Genomic DNA, 18,129 nt, shown 5'->3' with positions numbered 1-18,129 from the left:
CCGCCCGCACGGAGGTCACCGGGGCCGCGCCCGCCGCGGCAGCCATCCCGCCGCGGCGGCGGCAACTCGCCGCGGGCCGGGCCGGACGCCGCCACTGCTCCTGCCCCGCCGGCGCCACCCCACGCGCGCCCGCCACCGCCGCGTCCCCCAGGCGCGTCGCCCCACGCGCGCCGGACGCCGACGGGCCCCGGTCCGGTGGCGACCCACCGGGCCGGGGCCCGCAGGCCCGCGCGGCCGCTACCCGTCGGCGGTCCTCAGCCGACCGGCCGGGGCTGCGCCGCCACCGGCTCCCGCTCGGCCGCCGGGCGCAGCAGGACCGGCAGGGTGCTCAGGCTGTTGACCACCATCGACGGGTTCGGCCGCAGCTCGGCGTCCCCCACCGCCAGCGCCAGGTCGGGGAAGCGCTCGAAGAGCGCCGGCAGCGCCACCCGCGCCTCCATCCGGGACAGCGGCGCGCCCGGGCAGTGGTGCGGTCCGTGCCCGAAGGACAGGTGGTGGCGCGCCTCGCGGGTGACGTCGAAGCGGTCGGCGTCCGGCCCGTGCCAGGAGGCGTCGCGGCCGATGGCGGCGTAGGAGATCATCACCGCCTCGCCCTCGCCGATCACCACGTCCCCCACCTCGATGTCCTCGGTCGCGAAGCGGAACAGCACGTGGCTGGTCGGCGCGTCCCAGCGCAGCGTCTCCTCCACCACCGCCTCCCACGAGACCTTCCCGGCGCGCACCAGGGCGAGCTGGTCGGGGTGGGCGAGCAGGGCGCGGACGGCGTTGACGATCAGGTTGACGGTGGTCTCGTGCCCGGCCGCCACCATCGTCTCCAGGGTGCCGACCATCTCCTCGTCGGTGAACGGCTCCCCGTCGCCGGCCGTGGCGATCAGCGCGCTGGTCAGGTCGTCGCCCGGGGCCGCGCGCTTGGCGGCGACCAGTTCCCCGTAGAACCCGTGCAGGGTCATCAGCGTGGCGACGACCTCCTCGGGGCCCGCCGTGGTGTTGAACAGGCTGTCGTACAGCTCGCGCAGCCGCGGGTGGCGCTCCCGGGCCACCCCGAACAGGTCGCCGATGACGCCCATCGGCAGCGGGAAGGCGAACCGCGCCTTCAGGTCGATCGGGGTGCCCGGCGGTACCTCGGCCAGCTCGTCCAGCAGGGCGTGGGTGATCTCCTCCACCCGGGGCCGCAGCTCCTCCACCCGCCGCGCGGTGAAGGTCCGCGAGACGGGCGTGCGCAGCCGGCTGTGCACCGCGCCGTCGGTGGTGACCATGCTCGGCGGCAGGTCCACCATGCCGCGCAGCGGCCAGGTGGGCGGGACCTCGCCGCGCCGCCAGGCGCCCCAGTGGCCGATGTCCTTGACCAGCCGGGGGTCCATCAGCAGGGTGCGGGCCACCTCGTGGTGGGTCACCGACCACGCAGCCACCTGGTCAGGAAGCTCCACCGGGACGACCGGGCCGGCGGCGCGGAGGCGCTCTCCCTCTCCGTGGACGTCGCGGGCCTCGGGGTCGAGGACGATTGGGTGGACGGGGCAGCGGTCGCGGTCCATGCGCTCTCTCCTGGGGTGGGTCGCTGGGGGGTGAAGGCGACGGGCAGGGCGGTCAGCCCGCGCATCCACGGGGTGGGCCGCCAGGTCAGCTCCTCCTCCGGCACGGCGAGCCGGAGGTCGGGCAGCCGGCGCAGGATCGTCTCCACGGCGGTGCGGCACACCATCCGGGCGATCTCCTGCGCCGGGTAGGGGCACATGTGCGGGCCGGAACCCCAGGCCAGGTGGGCGCGGCTGGCGCCGGGGCCGTCCGTCCGGGGGCGGACCTCCGGGTCGTTGTTGGCGCCGGTGATGCCGAGGATCAGGAAGTCGCCCGCCCGGATCGGGGTGCCGTCCAGCAGGGTGTCCTGGGTGGCCCAGCGGCCCGCGCTGTTCTGCGACGGCGGGTCCTGCCACAGCACCTGTTCGAGGGCGTCGGCGACGGTCTGCCGGCCGACCGCCACCGAGGCGTGGAAGCGCGGGTCGGTCAGCATCAGCCGCAGCGTGTTGCCGATCCAGTTCGACGTGGTCTGGTGGCCGGCGGTCATGACCACCAGCAGGTCGTTGAGGACCTCCTCGGCGCTGAGCCCCGCCTCGTGGGCGAGCATCCGGGAGGCGACGTCCGGGCCGGGGGCCTCCTGCCGGTTCGCCACCGTGCGGCCCATGATCCCGGCGAACTCGCGCTGCGCGGCCAGCGCGTCCTCGCCGCCGTCCAGCATGGTGTTGATCGCCCGCACCAGGTCGGGGCCGTCCTCGTCCGGCACCCCGACGACGTGGCCCACGGCCAGCAGCGGCAGCGGCTGGGCGAACCGGACCAGCAGGTCGGCCTCTCCCTCCGCGACGAACGCGTCGATCAGCTCGTCGGCGACGCGCTCGACGTAGCGCTGCAGATCCCGCCGGTCGAACCGGCCGAGGCTGTCGGTGACGGCGCCGCCGCGCCGCTGGTGCTCGATGCCGTCGGCGTACAGCATCGCCGGCATGTAGGCCACCATCGGCCACAGCGGCCAGTCCGCCGGCACCCGCCCCTCGGCCGCGTCCCGCCAGTTGCGGGAGTCCCGGGAGAACACCTCCGGGTTGCGGACGAGCTGGAGGAGCGCCTGGTAGCCGACCACCAGCCAGGCCGGCACGCCGCCCTCCAGGACGACCGGCGCCACGCTGCCGTGCCGGGCCCGCAGCTCCTCGTACAGCCCGTGCGGGTCGTCCTGGAAGCGCTGCCCGTACAGCCGCGCCGGCTCGTCGACCGGGGCGGCACCGGGCGCGGCACCGCCCCGCGGGCCGGGGGCCTGGTGCGCGGGACAGCCGGAAGGGACGGACGCGAGCCGGGGTCCGGCGGGCGTGCCGGCGTCGTGGGGCATGGGGTCTCCGGGGGTCGGCGTATCGGGCGCGGGACGCGGCGCCCGCCGGAGCGGTGGGAGAACACGGTGCCCGGGGAGGGGGCGCCCAGCGGCACATGATCTTGCCGCCACCGCCGTTCAAGAGACAAGAGGACGATCATTCCGCGACGCCCGTCCCGCCCCGCCCGGTGCGCCGCCCGGCGCGGACGTGGTGCAGACTCACAGGTGCGCCCCCCGGCGACCGGGCCACCGGTCGGTCCGGGTCCCGCCACCGATCCGGGCCCCTGGCACCCCTGGCCGATCCGGGCCACCCCTGGCCGATCCGGGCGACCGGACCACCGGCGACGGCGGAGCGGGGAACGGACAACCGGGGACGGGCGACCGGACCACCGACGACGACAGGGAGCGGCTTCGTGGCTGACCTCGGCGGACCCGCGCCGCGACCGGACGACACGGCCGCGCGGGCGCCGCGCCGCAAGCGGGCGTTCGAGGAGGTGCTCGGCACGATCGAGGCGCGCATCGTGGCGGGCGAGCTCTCCATCGGCGACCGGCTGCCCGGCGAGCGCCAGCTGGCCACCGACCTCGGCGTCTCCCGCTCCTCGGTGCGCGAGGCGATGCGGGTGCTGGAGGCCCTCGGGGTGCTCAGCGCGCAGACGGGCAGCGGGCCGGACGCCGGCGCCACGCTCGTCGGCTCCTCCTCCGCGGCGCTGGCCGACGTCCTGCGCATGCACGTGGAACTGGCCAGCTTCCGGATGACCGAGGTCGTCGAGTCCCGGATGATGATCGAGCGCTGGACGGTGGAGACCGCCGCCCGGCACGCCGGCGAGGCGGAGTGGGCGCGCATCGCGGAGCCGCTGGAGGCCATGCGGGACCCCGGTCTCCCCCTCGGCGACTTCGTCCGGCTGGACACCGCGTTCCACGTGGCGATCGCCCAGGCCTGCGGGAACCGGCTGGTCTCCGCCTTCATGCGGGCGCTGCGGGACGCCGTGCACCGGCACGCGGTGGACGCGGTGGCGCGCCTCGGACAGTGGCCGACGGTCGCCGCACGGCTGCGCGAGGACCACGAGCGGATCTACGCGGCGATCCGCGAGGGCGCCCCGGAGCGGGGGGTCGCCGCGCTGGAGGCGCACCTGCGGCACACCTACCCGGAGGTGACGCGCATCCGCGCCGGTCTCCCGGACCACACCGGCTCGACAACCGGGGACGCCTCGGGCGACCATCGGCGGACGGGCCCCTGAACGGAACGGGCCCGGGTCAGACCGCCGACGACCGCCGGCCGATCACCGGCTGATCGTCCGCTGACCGTCGCGGGGCCGTTCGCCGGCCGGATGACGACGGCTCGGCGACCATGGGCGACCGGGCAGCGCGGTGCTCGGCGGTGTGGCCGCGGTCGCGGCAGCAGGTAAGGAGGGCCCCGTGCCCGAGGAGAGTCCCACGCCCGGCGGTGTCCCCGCGAACGGCGGCGCCCCGACGGACGGCGGCGGGCCGGTGGACGGCGTCGTGGTGGGCGCGGCGGCCGAGGCCGCCGCGGCACGGGCGGTGACCGGCAGCCCGGACGGGGCCGTGGAGGAGATGCCGGACGAGACCCGACTGACCGGCGTGCGCAACTTCCGGGACCTCGGCGGCCTGCCCACCGCCGACGGCACCGGCCGGGTGCGGCACGGGCGGCTCTTCCGCAGCGGACACCTCGCGGCCGCGACCGCCGAGGACGTCGCCGTGCTGGACGGGCTCGGCCTGCGGCTCATCCTCGACCTACGCCACCACGTGGACATCTCGCTGGACGGCCCGGACGTGCCGCTCCGCGGCGTCCGCCACCTCAACATGCCGCTGAGCGACCCGGCCTCCGGGGCGGAGTTCTGGGCCATCGTCCAGTCCGGCCGGCTGGACGAGCTGCGCCGGGCGCTCGGCGACGGCCGCGCGGAACACCGGATGCGCGACTCCTACCGCAGGATCGTCACCGAGCGGACCGCCGAGCACGGCAGGATGCTGCGGCTGCTGGCCGAGCCGGACGGCGTCCCGGCGCTGATCCACTGCACCGCGGGCAAGGACCGGGCCGGCTGGTCCGCGGCCGTGGTGCTGCTGGCCCTGGGCGTGCGCTGGGACGCCATCGAGCGGGACTACCTGGCCAGCAGCGCGGCGCACCGGCTGTACCGGTTCCGCCGGGCGGACGGGAGCGTGCCCGACCCGGACTCGGAGATCGCCACCCTGGTGGCCCCGCTCTTCGACGCCCGGCTGTCGTACCTGCACGCCGCTGTGGACGAGGTGCGCCGGAACTGGGGCAGCGAGGAGCGCTACCTGACCGAAGGGCTGGGCTGCGGCCCGGACATGCGCGAACGGCTGCGCGAGACGCTGCTGACCACCGTGGACGGCGGCGCTCCGGCGTAGCCCCCGACGGCGCGGTGCCCGGTGGCCGCGGACCGGCGCGCCGGTCCCCGACCGCCGTGGACCCGCCCGCCGCGCACCGGCCCGGCGCGCACCGCGACGGTCGGACTACGGGATCACCAGGACGGTCCCCGGGGTGATGTGCCCGGGGTCCGGGCCGATCTGCTCCCGGTTGGCCCGGTACAGCGCCAGCCAGCCGCCCTCGACCGCGAACCGGTCCGCGATGGAGTGCAGGGTGTCGCCGGGCTGCACCGTGTAGCCGTCCCCGGCGGTGTCGGCCGCGGCCGCGCCGTCCTCCTCGCCCTGGCGGTCGCCCAGCCCCAACTGCACCGAGCAGTGCGGCCAGGCGTCCCAGCCCTGGGTGTCGCGGATGTGTTCGGCGACGGTGATCTGGTCGGCCCGCGGGGCGAGGTCCGGGCGGGCGGCGAAGTCGAGGCCGTGGTGCGCCTCCCAGGTGGCCAGGGAGATCTGCAGGCCGCCGTAGAAGCCGTTTCCGGTGTTGGCCTGCCAGTCTCCGCCGCTCTCGCACTGCGCGAGCGCGTCCCAGAGCCGCTCCGGCGCCGCGCCGGCACCGGGCGCGGCGGCCACCAGGAGGGTGCTGCCGACGGTCGTGGAGGCGAGGAACCTACGGAGCATGACCATCCGCAGAGATGATGATCCTACTTTCACAGACGCCATGCGGTGACAGTACGTCGACTATCGGCGACCACACGTCACCACGCCGGCCACGCCACCCCGAATCACCCGACCGGAGTCCCCCGGCCCCGCACCGACCGGCCCCGCACCGACCGGCCCCGGTCGCCGGACGATGATCGTAAGTGTGACCGGCGGTGGGCCGAACGGGGGACCGCTCGGACATTCGACACCACCAATCGATCGGGCCGGGTCGACTTCGCACAGCCGGATCCCGCCCGTGACCACCGCAGCCACTCCCGCGTTGTCGTACACGGTGCGGGGCACCCGCCCACACCGCCCTCCCCCACGCCCCCGTCCCCCGCCTCGGCGCCCACCCCGCGCCCGCCGGGACGGTCCGCCCGGCGGGAGGCGCCCCAGCAACGACCACGAGGAGCCCCGGTGCAGAGCATGCTCGACGTCAGCGAGTCGGTCCGGTCGGAGATCGGCGACGAGGAGACCGAACGGCTGCTTGCCGGCAACGCCGTGCCCGACGTCTACGACTGCGCCTCCTGCCGCACCCCCGGCAAGACCCACCAGGAGCGCACCAGCACGGTGCTCTTCGTCGGCGAGGAGAGCGCCGTCCTCGCCTTCGCGCACGCCCGCTGCATCCCCTCGCAGGTGGTCCGGGTGAGCGACGAGCAGCTCGCCGACGCGGTGAGCGCCCAGGCCGCGGCCGAGGCCCTGGCCGAGCCGACGCCGGGCGGCGCCGCCCAGCTCGCCGTCACCTGCGGCCTGATCCTGTGCGGCCGGGAGACCAAGCCGGCGCTCGTGGTCGAGCCCACCGTGCCGGTGGCCCGGATCGGCGGCCCCGGGGACCGCGACGAGTTCCTCGACCTGCTGACCGAGCACGGCTACCACCCGGTCACCGACCTCAACGTCCCGCCGGCGCCGCTGGAGGGCTGGTCCGTGCTGATGGCCATGGGCCAGCTGCACGCCGTGCTGCAGCCCGCCGCCGGCGGCAGCAGCGACGCCTGGTGGCAGGCGCACCGCCCGATGGAGGTCTCCGAGCCGTGGCGGAACGCCGCGAACCGGGACAACGAGGTGCTGGTCTACGCCGCGCCGGTGGGCAGCATCGGCCGCCAGCCCCGGGAGGACCTGCTGCGCGAGGCGATGCAGAACGCGGTGGACAAGGGCCTGCTGGTCGGCGGCTCGATGCCGCTGGCCGGTTCCTGACCACCCCTCCGAACCGCCCCGCCCCGGACATCATCGCGCCACCCGATCATCACTCATTGGATCTACAGGGTGACGTACCGTATCCAAGGCGGCCGCGGCTCGTTGTGCCGGGCGTGTACACCTTCGACCTGCCCCCACGAGTGCCCACCCACGACGGCTCCCTGATCCCCGCCATGCGCGCGGCCCAGGACGCCCGGCCGCCGTCCGCGACGCCCATCTACGACGCGCTGTACGCCGAGTTCCAGCGGCTGTTCCGCACGCTCCCGGGCGACCGCTCCGGTGAGGAGGCCCTCGTCTTCCACGGCTTCGCGGGGGGCCGGTACGCCACGCACACCGGCTACCAGGGCCACGGTTCACCCCACGGCACACATCCCGGCGCACACCCGGGAGCGCACCCGGGCACGCACCACCCCACGCACAACGGCGCGCATCCCGGCACGCATCCCGCCGCGCGGGGCGGCGGCAACCAGGCGGCGGCGTACGGCCGGCACCGCGGCGGCTACGCCCTGCCACCGGCGCAGCCAGGCGCGACGTACTACTGATCCCGTCCCCGCCACGCCCCGCACAGGGCCCGACCTCCCGACGCGGTCGGGCCCCGCACGGCCCGATCCCCACCCGGTCGGCCCCCACGCGGTCGGCGGCCCCCGGACGCGGTCGGGCCCCGGTACCCATCGGCGGTACCGGGGCCCGAACCGTTGCTCCCGGGGCTCACGTCACGGGCGTCAGGCCGCCCGCCGCGGTCACTTGCGCCGCGAGCGCTTCTCCCGGACCCGCACCGAGATGTCGATCGGAGTGCCCGCGAAGCCGAACTCCTCGCGCAGCCGCCGCTCCACGAACCGGCGGTAGCCGGCCTCCAGGAAGCCCGACGCGAACAGCACGAACCGCGGCGGCCGGGTGCTGGCCTGGGTGCCGAACAGGATGCGGGGCTGCTTGCCGCCCCGGATCGGGTGCGGGTGGGCGGCGACCAGCTCGCCCAGGAAGCCGTTGAGGCGTCCCGTGGGCACCCGGGTCTCCCAGCCCTCCAGCGCCGTCTCGATCGCCGGCACCAGCTTCTCCAGGTGCCGCCCGGTCCGGGCCGAGACGTTCACCCGGGGCGCCCAGCGGACCTGCACCAGGTCCTTCTCGATCTCCCGCTCCAGGTAGAAGCGGCGCTCCTCGTCCAGGACGTCCCACTTGTTGTAGGCGAGCACCACGGCGCGGCCGGCCTCCACCGCCATCGACACGATGCGGGTGTCCTGCTCGGCCAGCGGCTCGCTGACGTCGATCAGCACCACCGCGACCTCCGCCTTCTCCAGGGCGGCGGCGGTGCGCAGCGAGGCGTAGTAGTCGGCGCCCTCGGTGAGGTGGACGCGCCGCCGGATGCCGGCGGTGTCGACGAACTTCCAGGTCTTCCCGCCCAGCTCGATCAGCTCGTCCACCGGGTCGCGGGTGGTTCCGGCGGTGGAGTCCACCACCACGCGGGTCTCCCCCGCCAGCTTGTTGAGCATGGAGGACTTGCCGACGTTCGGCCGGCCGATCAGGGCGATCCGCCGCGGGCCGCCCTGCCCGGCGCCGGCGAAGTCGAGCTGCGGCGCCTCCGGCAGCGCGGAGAGCACGGCGTCCAGCAGGTCGCCGCTGCCCCGGCCGTGCAGCGCGGAGACCGGGTACGGCTCGCCCAGGCCGAGGTTCCACAGGGCGGCGGCGTCCGCCTCGCCGGAGGGGCCGTCCACCTTGTTGGCCGCGAGCACCACGGGCTTGCCGGACTTGCGCAGCAGCCGGACGACGGCCTGGTCGGTGTCGGTGGCGCCGACCACCGCGTCGACGACGAACAGCACGGCGTCGGCCGCCTCGATCGCCACTTCGGCCTGCTGGGCGACGGAGGCGTCGATGCCCAGCACGTCCTGCTCCCAGCCGCCGGTGTCGACGACGCGGAAGCGCCGCCCGTTCCAGTCCGCCTCGTAGCTGACCCGGTCCCGGGTCACGCCCGGGCGGTCCTCGACGACCGCCTCGCGCCGGCCGAGGATGCGGTTGACCAGGGTCGACTTCCCCACGTTGGGGCGCCCGACGACGGCCAGCACCGGCAGCGGAGCGTGGCCCCCGCCCGTCAGGTCGGCCGCCACCTCGTCGGTGTCGAAGCCCTCCTGGGCGGCGAGTTCCATGAACTCCGCGTACTCGTCGGCACTGAGCTCGCCGGTCCCGGTGCCGCTCTCGTGCTCCATGACAGTTGTTCCTCGTCGTTCGGAAGGGGTTGGTGGGGAAGTCGTCGGCCGGTTGTTCCGGCGGCTGCCCGCCATTGTCGCCGACGCCCGACCGGGAGCCCAAAACGCTCCCGGCCGCGGGCCGGGCCGCCGCCGGGGTGGTCCGGTCGGGAGCTCACAGCGGGTCCGCCGTCGCCGATTCGGGCGACCCCCCACCGTAATGCACCCACGGAGGTACCGGAGACCCGCCGATGCTCCCGCCCTGGCCGCCGGCGTCGGCCGGGCCCCCGCCGGCGTGGGCCGGCGCGGGGTTCAGCCCGGATCCGCCGGCATCCGAGCAGTCATCCACAGCCGAGAAGACCCCCCTTGCGGCTCCCACCCGCCACAAGCTACCCCTGTTGACCAGGGGGGCGCCGGATTGTCCACAGGCCAGAGGAACCCCCTTGCGCAGCGCCCCCGCCCCGGGTTACCCCTTTTGACCAGGGGGGCGCGCAGTTGTCCACAGGCCAGAAGACCCCCCTTGCGCAACACCCCCACCCCCGGCTACCCCTGTTGACCAGGGGGGCGCGCAGTCGTCCACAAGCCAGAAGACCCCCCTTGCGCAACACCCCCACCACGGGCACGCCCCAGGTTCACCGCCGGCCGGTGAGCCGGCGGGCCTCCACCAGGTGCTCGGCCAGCCGGGTCCGGATGTGCTCGGACGCCTGGTCCACCGCCCGGCGGCCACGCGGCGGCGCGCTCCCAGCAGCCGTCTCCACGGCCGGGAAGGGCTCGCCGAAGACCACGTCCACCTTGGCCCGGAAGCGCGGCACCGAACGCCCACCGCTCTCCTCCGCCCCGGTGCCGAGGCACGCCACCGGCACGATCGGCGCACCGGAGCGCAGCGCGAACCAGGCCAGGCCCCCGCGCAGCTGCGCGAAGTCCCCGTCACCCCGGGTTCCCTCCGGGAACACCCCCAGCGCACCACCGGCCTGGAGCACCCTCAGCGCACCGGTGATGGCCGTGCGGTCGGTGCTCGCCCGGTCCACCGGGAGCTGCCCGATCGCCCGCAGGAACGGATCGAGCGGACCGACGAACGCCTCCTGCTTGATCAGGAAGTGGATCGGCCGCGGCGCCACCCCCATGATCATCGGGCCGTCCAGCAGGCTGCTGTGGTTGACCGCGAATATCACCGGCCCGTCCATCGGCACCCGCCACGCCCCGAGGATCCGGACCTTCCATCCCCCGTGCATCAGCACGACGCCGATGCGGCGGCCTATCTCGGCACCGCGTTCGTGGATCGACTCCGCGGCACCGGTGCCGCCACCTCCCCCCGCTCCGCCCGCCGGCGTGCGGCGTATACGCGACGACAGCCGTTGCAGGGCACTCATGCGGGACTCCGAGGGGTGAGAGGAAGCGGGACGGGAGCGGATACGAGGGCAGGCCGGTCGACGCCAGACCGTACCGAGCCCGGGGACGAGCCCGCGCGGGCAGGTGGCACCGTCACGCCCACACCCGGTCGGGGGCGTGCGAGGTCGGCACGGCGGCGCGCCGGGCCTGACGGGCTGCGTCGGAGGGCCGGACGGGCTGCGTCGGGGGCCCGGCGCGCGCGTAGGACGGGGCGGGGCTCAGCCCTCGACGGCGGCGCGCTTGAGGATCGTCTCCACGGCGCGCTCGACGACCTCCTCCAGCGTCAGCTCGGTGGTGTCGATCTCCTCGGCGTCACCGGCCTTGGCCAGCGGCGACGCCTTGCGGCCGGAGTCCTTGGCGTCGCGGCGGAGCAGTTCCTGCCGGGTGACCTCGGCGGTCGCCCCCGGGTCGCCGTTGATCTCGGCGCTGCGTCGGGCCGCCCGGGCCTCCGGGGAGGCGGTGAGGTAGAGCTTGGCGGTGGCGTGCGGGGCGACGACCGTGCCGATGTCGCGGCCCTCGACCACGATGCCGCCGGAGGCGGCGGCCCGCTCGATCTCCAGCCGCTGCATCGCGACCAGCCGGTGACGCACCTCCGGGACGGCGCTGACCGCGCTGACCGCGTTGGTGACGGTACGGGTGCGGATCGGCTCGGCGACGTCCTGGCCGTCCACCACGATGGTGGGGGCCAGCGGGTCGGTGCCGGAGACGATCTCGGGCTTGCCGGCGAGGGCCGCCACGGTCTCCGCGTCGTCCACGTCGACGCCGTGCTGCAGCATCCACCAGGTCATGGCCCGGTACATCGCGCCGGTGTCGAGGTAGCGCAGGCCCAGGCGGTGCGCCGCCTGCTTGGACACGCTCGACTTGCCGGAACCGGACGTGCCGTCGACGGCGACGACCAGGGGTTTGGACGGGCCGGCTGAATGCACGGGGGTGACCTCTCTCACGGTTTCGGGGGCAGCCCGCCACAGGGTGGTCGGCGGCGGCCGCGGGGCCGGACTGGGGCGGGAGGGCCTTCGCACGGGCCGGCCCGAACGCCCCGGCAGGGGCAAGCGTAAGCGTACCGTTCCCCCGAATGGCCCTGCCTCACGGACCACGACGGTCACCCGCTCACCGGCACCGTCACCCGCGCGATTCCGCCACAGAGCGCGGCCACAGAGCGCGGCGCGCCGGCGGCGACCGGCGCCGCTCGGAATCCTAAGAGGCGGGCGTCCCGCAACGCCGGCACCGCCCAGCAGGCGGCCCACTCAGGAGGCCCGCACAGCCCGCACCGCTCAGGAGGCCGGGTCGTCCTCGACGTTGCTGGAGACCACGAACGAGTTGACCACCTGGGTCACCTGGGCCCGGTACGTCCCGGTGTCGACGCCCTGCGCGATCAGGTACTCGTCGACCGCGCGGAACACCCAGCGCTGCACCGACTGGATGTGCCGGCGCAGGTCCTCGCTCTGGTGCAGGTCGGTCACGTCGGCGGAGGAGAAGCGCTCCCGCAGGCTCGCCGGCGGCTGCTCCGCGGCGTGCGCCTCCTCCTCGGCGACGGTCTTCCGCTCGCCGCGGCCGATCGGCCGCGGCAGCACCTGCGGCTGCCAGGCGCGGAACATCCGCCAGACGTCCATGAACGCCGGCCGGAGCTCCTGGCGGAACGCCCGCGCGTTCGCCGCGCCGCCCGGACTCGCCCCGGCCACGGCGCCGCGCAGCGGGCCGAGCACGTGCGGCCACTGCACCACCCGCAGCAGCTTTCCCTCCAGCGCCAGCTGCACCACCACGGAGGCGACCAGTTGCCCCGACCAGCTGACCACCGAGGCGCTCAGGTAGTGGCGTTCGCTCTGGCCAGTGCTGTGCCGGGCGGCCACCGCCCGGGTGGGCGCCACCAGCAGGCCGGCCTCCGGGTCACCGAGGATGCCGCCGTTGGCCTTGTAGGTGCCCGCGGAGACCCCGATCACCGAGCGCACCGTGAAGTCCTGGAGCGGATGGGCCACGGCGTCGGCGCGGCCGAGCTCGGCCAGTCGCTGCTCCACGTGCGCGACCAGCGCCGCCCCGTCCAGCTTCCCGGTCACCGGCCCGCCGTCCCGGCCCTCCAGCACCACGCCGACCTGGCTGCGCCGCCACGGCCGGCCGTAGCCGACGAATCGTTCCTGCCGTCCGCTCGCGTAACAGATCACCGCCGCCTGCTGGTACCGCTCGATCTCCGCGCGGCGCTGCGCGCCCGGGAGCCGGAGGTAGCGCGGCGGGTGCGGGCCGCTCCACTGGTCGCCGACGCTGGCCCGCGCGTGCACCAGGGCGCAGCGCCACCCCCAGTGGGCCAGCCAGCAGCAGAGCACCAGCACCAGCAGCGGGCCCAGCTCCGGGCGGAAGGCGGAGAACACCTCGGAGTTGGCGGCGGCCTCGATGCGCTCCCCGTAGATCTCCATCACCACGCCGGCCACCAGCAGCACCGGCAGCACCAGCGCCGGGGCGACGGAGGACAGCACCAGGGCGATCCCGGTCCACACCAGGGTGGAGCGCCAGTCGACGACGAGGCCGACGAGGAAGGCCAGACCCAGGCCCCAGGCCCGGAAGCGGTCCACCCGGAGCGCGGCCAGGCAGTGCTCGACGACCAGGGAGAGGTCGAACCCGAGCGAGGGCGCCGGGCGCTTCGTCCCACGCACGACGTGCCGGACGACCCACTCCGCGTACGGGATGCCGCCGTCCTCGGCCTTGCCGCCGCCCCGTGGCACCTGGAGGTAGGCCGCCGCGCACAGTCGGCGGGTCACGTCGGACCGCGTCGGGCTCGACGCGACCTTGAGGCCGTCTCCGGCCATCACCGGCATCTCCGGGCCCGGCATCGCGGTCATCGCCCGCGCCCCCTCCACGCGTTCCGCCTGCTCCGGCCGCACGGCCGGTCGAGCGGCCGACCCACCGGACCGTGGGCACCGTCGGCCCGCGGACCGCCGGCCGGTCAGCCCTCACGAGCATCCCTGGTTCGGTGGTGCCGGGTAAAGGGCCCCGGAGCGCCCCGAGGCGGTTTCCGGTCCCCGCGGCCGTGAAATGGCCGGAAACCGTCTTCGTGCCGGCCTCCGGGCGCCGCCCGCTGGGGGGGCGTCGCGTGCCCGTAATCGCGCGGTCGTCGCGCGCGGTCGTCGCGCGCGGGGCGTCCCCGGACGCGTCCCCGGTCGCGCGCTACGCGCGGACGTTCCAGCCGCGGGAACGCAGCGCCTCGGCCAGCGAGCGGCCGGCGGCGGGCGCCACCATGAGCTGCACCAGACCGGCCGGCTGCCCCGGAGAGTGCTCGATGGAGACGTCCTCGACGTTCACCCCGGCCGCCTCCACCTCCGCGAACAGACGGGCCAGCTCGCCGGGCTGGTCGCCGATGAGCACCGGCACCGCCGCCCAGCGGACCTGCGGTGCGCCGTGCTTGCCGGGGATCCGGGCGTGTCCGGCGTTGCCCCGGCGCAGCACGTCCGCGATGGTGTCGCCGCCCTTGGCCGCCTCCGGCGTCCTCACCGCAACGGCGGCACCACCGGCCTCGGCGGTCTCCTCCACCGCGACGGGCCCGTCCGTCACGACCGGCCCGTCCGTCGCGACGGTGGTCCCCGCCCCGGCCGGTCCAGCCGCGGCCATGGCGCGCAGCGCGCCGACCGTCGCCCGCAGGTCCTCGGCCAGCTCGGCCAGGACGTCCGCGACCACGCCGGCGTTGGCGCCGAGGATGTCGATCCACATCGCCGGATCCGAGGCGGCGATCCGGGTGACGTCCCGCAGGCCCTGCCCGGCGAGGCGGACCTCGTGGTCCCCGGCGTGCTGGAGCCGCGCCGCCATGAGGCTGGAGACCAGCTGCGGGGCGTGCGAGACCAGCGCGACGGCCCGGTCGTGGTCCGCCGCCTCCATCACCACCGGCACCGCGCCGCACAGCGAGACCAGCTCCAGGGCGCGGTTGAGCGTGTCGGTGTCGGTCTCGGCGGTCGGGGTGAGCACCCAGGGCCGGCCGACGAACAGCTGCGCGTCGGCGGCCAGCGGCCCCGACTTCTCCCGCCCCGCCATCGGATGGCCGCCGATGTACCGGGACAGCTCGCAGCCGAGGTCGCGGGCCGCCCGCAGCGGGCCGTGCTTGACGCTGGCCACGTCGGTGTAGCTCCGGGCCAGGCGCCGGGCCTGGACCGAGGCGAGGGTGTCACCGACCCGGGCCGGGGGCACCGCGACGATCGCGAGGTCCACCGGCTCGTCCGGCTCGCCGACCTGGCCGGCACCCAGCGAGGAGGCCGTGCGCGCCGCCCGCACGTCGTTGTCCAGCAGGTGGACCGCGACCCCGCGCGAGCTGAGGGCGAGGGCCACGGACGTGCCGATCAGCCCGGTTCCGATCACGGCGGCGCTGCGCATGGTGGTGCTGCCTACTCTCGACGGTCGCGCGCCCCGGCGGACGCGGCTCCTTGCGGGTAGAGCTTACGGGGCCGCCGCCGGCCGGCCCGGCGTCCACCGGGCCGCCCCCACGGCCGACCGACTCCGGGTGGCCGGTGACTCTCAGCGATCGGCTGACCCGCTGCTCACATGCCGACCTCGCGCTTGAGCATGCCGACCTCCGGCTGGGTCAGGCGGCGCAGCCAGCCGGACTTCTGGTCGCCGAGCGCCAGCGGCCCGAACTTGGTGCGGACCAGCCGCTCCACCGGGAAGCCCATCTGGTCGAGCATGCGGCGGACGATGTGCTTGCGCCCCTCGTGCAGGCTGATCTCGACGAGGTAGTTCTTGCCCACGTTGTCCACGATGCGGAAGTGGTCGGCCCGGGCGAGACCGTCCTCCAGCACCACGCCCTCCCGCAGGCGCTTGCCGAGGTCGCGCGGGATGGGGCCGACCAGCCCGGCCAGGTAGGTCTTGGTGACGCCGTAGCGCGGGTGCATCAGGCGGTTGGCCAGTTCACCGTCGTTGGTGAGCAGGATCAGGCCCTCGGTCTCGGTGTCCAGGCGGCCCACGTGGAACAGCCGGGTCTCCCGGTTCGTGACGTAGTCGCCCAGGCACTGCCGGCCCTCCGGGTCCTCCATGGTGGAGACCACACCGGCCGGCTTGTTGAGGGCGAAGTACAGCAGGCCCTGGGTGGTGACGGTGAGCCCGTCCACCCGGATCTCGTCCTTGTCCGGGTCGACCCGCAGCCCCTGCTCCCGCACCCGCTGGCCGTTGACCTCGACCCGGCCCGCGTCGATCAGCTCCTCGCAGGCGCGACGGCTGCCGAGGCCGGCCTGGGCGAGCACCTTCTGCAGGCGCACGCCGTCCTGCTCCGCGCCGCCGGCCCCGGAACGGGTGCCCGCCGGCCGCGCCGCGCCACCGGTGCGGCCACCGGCGTGCCGGGCCCGGGCCGCCTCCTCCAGGCGGGCCTCGTACTCCCGGGGGCGCTGCGGGCGGCGCGGCCCCCGGGGCTGGCGCTGCTGCTTGTCGTCACGGCTGTTGCCCGCGCCCCGATAGTTCCGGTTGCCGTTGCCACCGGACTTGCCGCCGTGGCTGCCTCTGCTACTACGCATCGAATTCCGTACTCGTCGTCATGTGGTCGTGGGGCGGAGATCCTGGTGGACCCGGTCGGACGGAGCCGCCGCCGGTGCTCGGCTGACCGCCGTCGCGCGCGCCGGCGTCGTCGGGCGCTCCGCCGCCCGCTTGGGCGGGCACCCCCAGGTCCGCGACGGCGGCGAGCACCGAGCCCTCAGCGGACTCCGCCTCGACGTCGTCGACCTCGGGGAGGAAGGGCGCCAGTTCCGGAAGCTCCTCCAGTCCGCGCAGCCCCATCCGCTCCAGGAAATAGTTCGTCGTCCGGTACAGGATCGCACCTGTGGCGGGGTCGGTGCCCGCCTCCTCGACCAGACCCCGCTGGAGCAGGGTACGCATCACGCCGTCGCAGTTCACCCCGCGGACCGCGGAGACCCTGCCCCGGGAGACCGGCTGGCGGTACGCGACGACCGCCAGGGTCTCCAGCGCGGCCTGGGTCAGCCGCGCCTGCTGGCCGTCCAGCACGAAGCGCTCCACGGCCGCGGCGTACTCGGCCCGGGTGTAGAAGCGCCACCCTCCGGCCACCAGTCGCAGGTCGAAGCCGCGCCCCTGCTCGCGGTACTCCTCGGCCAGGCGGCGCAGGGTTTCGGCGACCTCGTCGCGCGGCCGGTCCAGGATCGAGGCGAGGTGTGCCTCGGTGACCGGCTGGTCGGCGACCATCAGCACGGCCTCCAGCGCCGGCGCCAGTTCCAGGGCGGCGACGGCCTCGGCCGGCGAACGGGGCCCGGGCGGGGCCGCGGCGGCCCCGGCGTGGTCGGTGGCCGCGTTCTCCGGCTCCTCGATCTCGGGCTCCTCGATCTCGGGCATCCCGATGTCCGTCGGGTTCGGGTGCGGGGTCGGCACGGCCGCGTTGGGCATGGCGCTGTCCTTCCTGTCGATCCTGTTCCCCACCGTCACGCCTCGACGGACTTCCTCGCCCGCGGCCGTCGCGCCGCGCCGGCGGCCCCGTCCGACTGCCCGGCCCCGCCGGGCTCGTCGAACTCCTCCGTGACGAGGGGGAGGCCGGCGCCGTCCGAGCCGGTCCAGCGCACCTCCAGCTCACCCAGCGCCTCCTCCTGGGAGAACGCCACCACGGCGGAACGGAAGAGCTCCAGCAGGGCGAGGAAGCGCGCGACCACGGTGAGGGTGTCCGGGGCGTCCGCGACCAGACGGCTGAAACTCGCCGTGCCCAGCTCACGCAGCCGCTCGGCGACCACCTCGGCCTGTTCCCGGACACTGACCAGCGGGGCGTGGATGTGCTCCACCCGCACCTGGGGCGCCGGGCGCGGCGCCATGGCGCGGGCGGCCAGTTGGGCGAAGCGTTCCAGCCCGATGTTGATCACGACCTCGGGGAGCAGCTCGGCGTGGTGCGGCTCCAGGCCCACGGTGCGCGGCAGGCGGGCGCTCTCCGCCTCCCAGCGCTCCGCGAAGATGCCTGCGACGCGCTTGTAGGCGCGGTACTGGAGGAGCCGGGCGAAGAGCAGGTCCCGGGCCTCCAGCAGTTCGAGGTCGGCCTCGTCCTCGACCTCGGCCTTGGGCAGCAGGCGGGCGGCCTTGAGGTCGAGAAGGGTGGCGGCGACGACGAGGAACTCGGTCACCTGGTCCAGGTCCCAGTCCGGGCCCATCGCGCGGATGTGCGCGATGAACTCGTCGGTCACCCGGGAGAGGGCGACCTCGGTGACGTCCAGCCGGTGCTTGGCGATCAGGGCCAGGAGGAGGTCGAAAGGCCCCTCGAAGTTGTCCAGCCGCACCAGGAAGCCCCCGGATCCCGGCTCGTCCGGCGCCGTTCCCCCGGCAGCGGCGGCGGCTTCCGTCTCGGCATCGGCCGTGGTTGCTGGTTCGGCAGCGTCGGCGACGGGCGCCCCCGGGGTGGGTGGCGCCGTAAGGGCCGTGGTCGCACGGGCGGCGGCCGCGGGAGAAGGCGGTTGGCTGCCGGGCGAGGAGGTGGGCGCTTCGATCCGCTGGGGCGGGGTCGGGGAATCCGCCGGGGGCGCTGCCTGACTGGTCGCCGCCGGC

General features: G+C 75.3%; 15 protein-coding genes. 4 read left to right on the top strand and 11 right to left on the bottom strand.

The window, feature by feature from the left end; all coding sequences use genetic code 11:
• Nucleotides 1–254 precede the first annotated feature (254 nt).
• Nucleotides 255–1,394 carry a cytochrome P450 family protein gene (locus FHU37_RS01810; RefSeq protein WP_376773880.1) on the bottom strand — a complete coding sequence of 380 codons (1,140 nt, stop codon included), beginning with the start codon at nt 1,392–1,394 and terminating at the stop codon, nt 255–257.
• Nucleotides 1,391–2,863: a cytochrome P450 gene (locus FHU37_RS01805; RefSeq protein ID WP_312892376.1), complete on the bottom strand. Its 1,473-nt coding sequence runs from the start codon at nt 2,861–2,863 to the stop codon at nt 1,391–1,393. The genes FHU37_RS01810 and FHU37_RS01805 overlap by 4 nt, the downstream gene beginning before the upstream one ends.
• Before the next feature lie 392 nt (nt 2,864–3,255).
• Here FHU37_RS01805 and FHU37_RS01800 point away from each other — a divergent pair, with 392 nt between their 5' ends.
• The gene (locus FHU37_RS01800) at nt 3,256–4,080 is read left to right on the top strand and encodes a FadR/GntR family transcriptional regulator (protein ID WP_218903906.1); all 825 of its coding nucleotides are present in this window, start codon (nt 3,256–3,258) and stop codon (nt 4,078–4,080) included.
• Nucleotides 4,081–4,414: 334 nt separating this feature from the next.
• A complete protein-coding gene (locus FHU37_RS01795) occupies nt 4,415–5,227 on the top strand; it encodes a tyrosine-protein phosphatase (RefSeq protein ID WP_179815957.1) in 813 nt (270 codons plus the stop codon).
• Nucleotides 5,228–5,332: 105 nt separating this feature from the next.
• On the opposite strand, the gene FHU37_RS28825 is transcribed toward FHU37_RS01795, so the two are convergent.
• On the bottom strand, nt 5,333–5,860 hold the full coding sequence (locus FHU37_RS28825) for a LysM peptidoglycan-binding domain-containing protein (RefSeq protein ID WP_281394528.1): 528 nt from the start codon (nt 5,858–5,860) through the stop codon (nt 5,333–5,335).
• Nucleotides 5,861–6,298: 438 nt separating this feature from the next.
• Between FHU37_RS28825 and FHU37_RS01785 the strand changes: the two genes are divergently transcribed.
• Together FHU37_RS01785 and FHU37_RS01780 are read left to right on the top strand one after the other, a co-directional pair.
• The gene (locus FHU37_RS01785) at nt 6,299–7,072 is read left to right on the top strand and encodes a DUF8842 C-terminal domain-containing protein (protein ID WP_179812459.1); all 774 of its coding nucleotides are present in this window, start codon (nt 6,299–6,301) and stop codon (nt 7,070–7,072) included.
• Nucleotides 7,073–7,185: 113 nt separating this feature from the next.
• Entirely contained in the window at nt 7,186–7,614 is a 429-nt protein-coding gene (locus FHU37_RS01780; protein ID WP_179812171.1) for a hypothetical protein, read from the top strand.
• 198 nt (nt 7,615–7,812) lie between these two features.
• Here the strand turns inward: FHU37_RS01780 and der are convergent, their stop codons facing one another.
• The 8 genes from der to FHU37_RS01740 form a co-directional block, all read right to left on the bottom strand.
• The gene (gene der / locus FHU37_RS01775) at nt 7,813–9,270 is read right to left on the bottom strand and encodes a ribosome biogenesis GTPase Der (protein ID WP_179812458.1); all 1,458 of its coding nucleotides are present in this window, start codon (nt 9,268–9,270) and stop codon (nt 7,813–7,815) included.
• Between the two features lie 611 nt (nt 9,271–9,881).
• Entirely contained in the window at nt 9,882–10,619 is a 738-nt protein-coding gene (locus FHU37_RS01770) for a lysophospholipid acyltransferase family protein (protein ID WP_179812457.1), read from the bottom strand.
• A gap of 237 nt (nt 10,620–10,856) precedes the next feature.
• Nucleotides 10,857–11,564 (bottom strand): (d)CMP kinase, encoded by a 708-nt coding sequence (cmk, locus tag FHU37_RS01765; RefSeq protein ID WP_312892375.1) that lies wholly within the window; start codon nt 11,562–11,564, stop codon nt 10,857–10,859.
• Nucleotides 11,565–11,909: 345 nt separating this feature from the next.
• Nucleotides 11,910–13,466 (bottom strand): AbeC-like domain-containing protein, encoded by a 1,557-nt coding sequence (locus FHU37_RS01760; protein WP_179812456.1) that lies wholly within the window; start codon nt 13,464–13,466, stop codon nt 11,910–11,912.
• 325 nt (nt 13,467–13,791) lie between these two features.
• Complete coding sequence (locus tag FHU37_RS01755; protein ID WP_179812455.1) at nt 13,792–14,985, bottom strand: prephenate dehydrogenase; 1,194 nt, start codon at nt 14,983–14,985, stop codon at nt 13,792–13,794.
• Between the two features lie 164 nt (nt 14,986–15,149).
• Nucleotides 15,150–16,115, bottom strand: coding sequence for a pseudouridine synthase (locus FHU37_RS01750; protein WP_179812454.1), 966 nt, complete (start codon nt 16,113–16,115; stop codon nt 15,150–15,152).
• Nucleotides 16,108–16,992 (bottom strand): SMC-Scp complex subunit ScpB, encoded by an 885-nt coding sequence (scpB, locus tag FHU37_RS01745; RefSeq protein ID WP_281394527.1) that lies wholly within the window; start codon nt 16,990–16,992, stop codon nt 16,108–16,110. The genes FHU37_RS01750 and scpB overlap by 8 nt, the downstream gene beginning before the upstream one ends.
• A gap of 35 nt (nt 16,993–17,027) precedes the next feature.
• Nucleotides 17,028–17,864 carry a segregation and condensation protein A gene (locus tag FHU37_RS01740; RefSeq protein WP_446680291.1) on the bottom strand — a complete coding sequence of 279 codons (837 nt, stop codon included), beginning with the start codon at nt 17,862–17,864 and terminating at the stop codon, nt 17,028–17,030.
• Nucleotides 17,865–18,129: the final 265 nt, after the last annotated feature.

The organism is Allostreptomyces psammosilenae (assembly GCF_013407765.1).
Classification (GTDB): Bacteria; Actinomycetota; Actinomycetes; order Streptomycetales; family Streptomycetaceae; genus Allostreptomyces; species Allostreptomyces psammosilenae.
The sequence above is the reverse complement of the archived record's forward strand: the minus strand, read 5'-3'. Positions and strand labels throughout refer to the sequence as shown.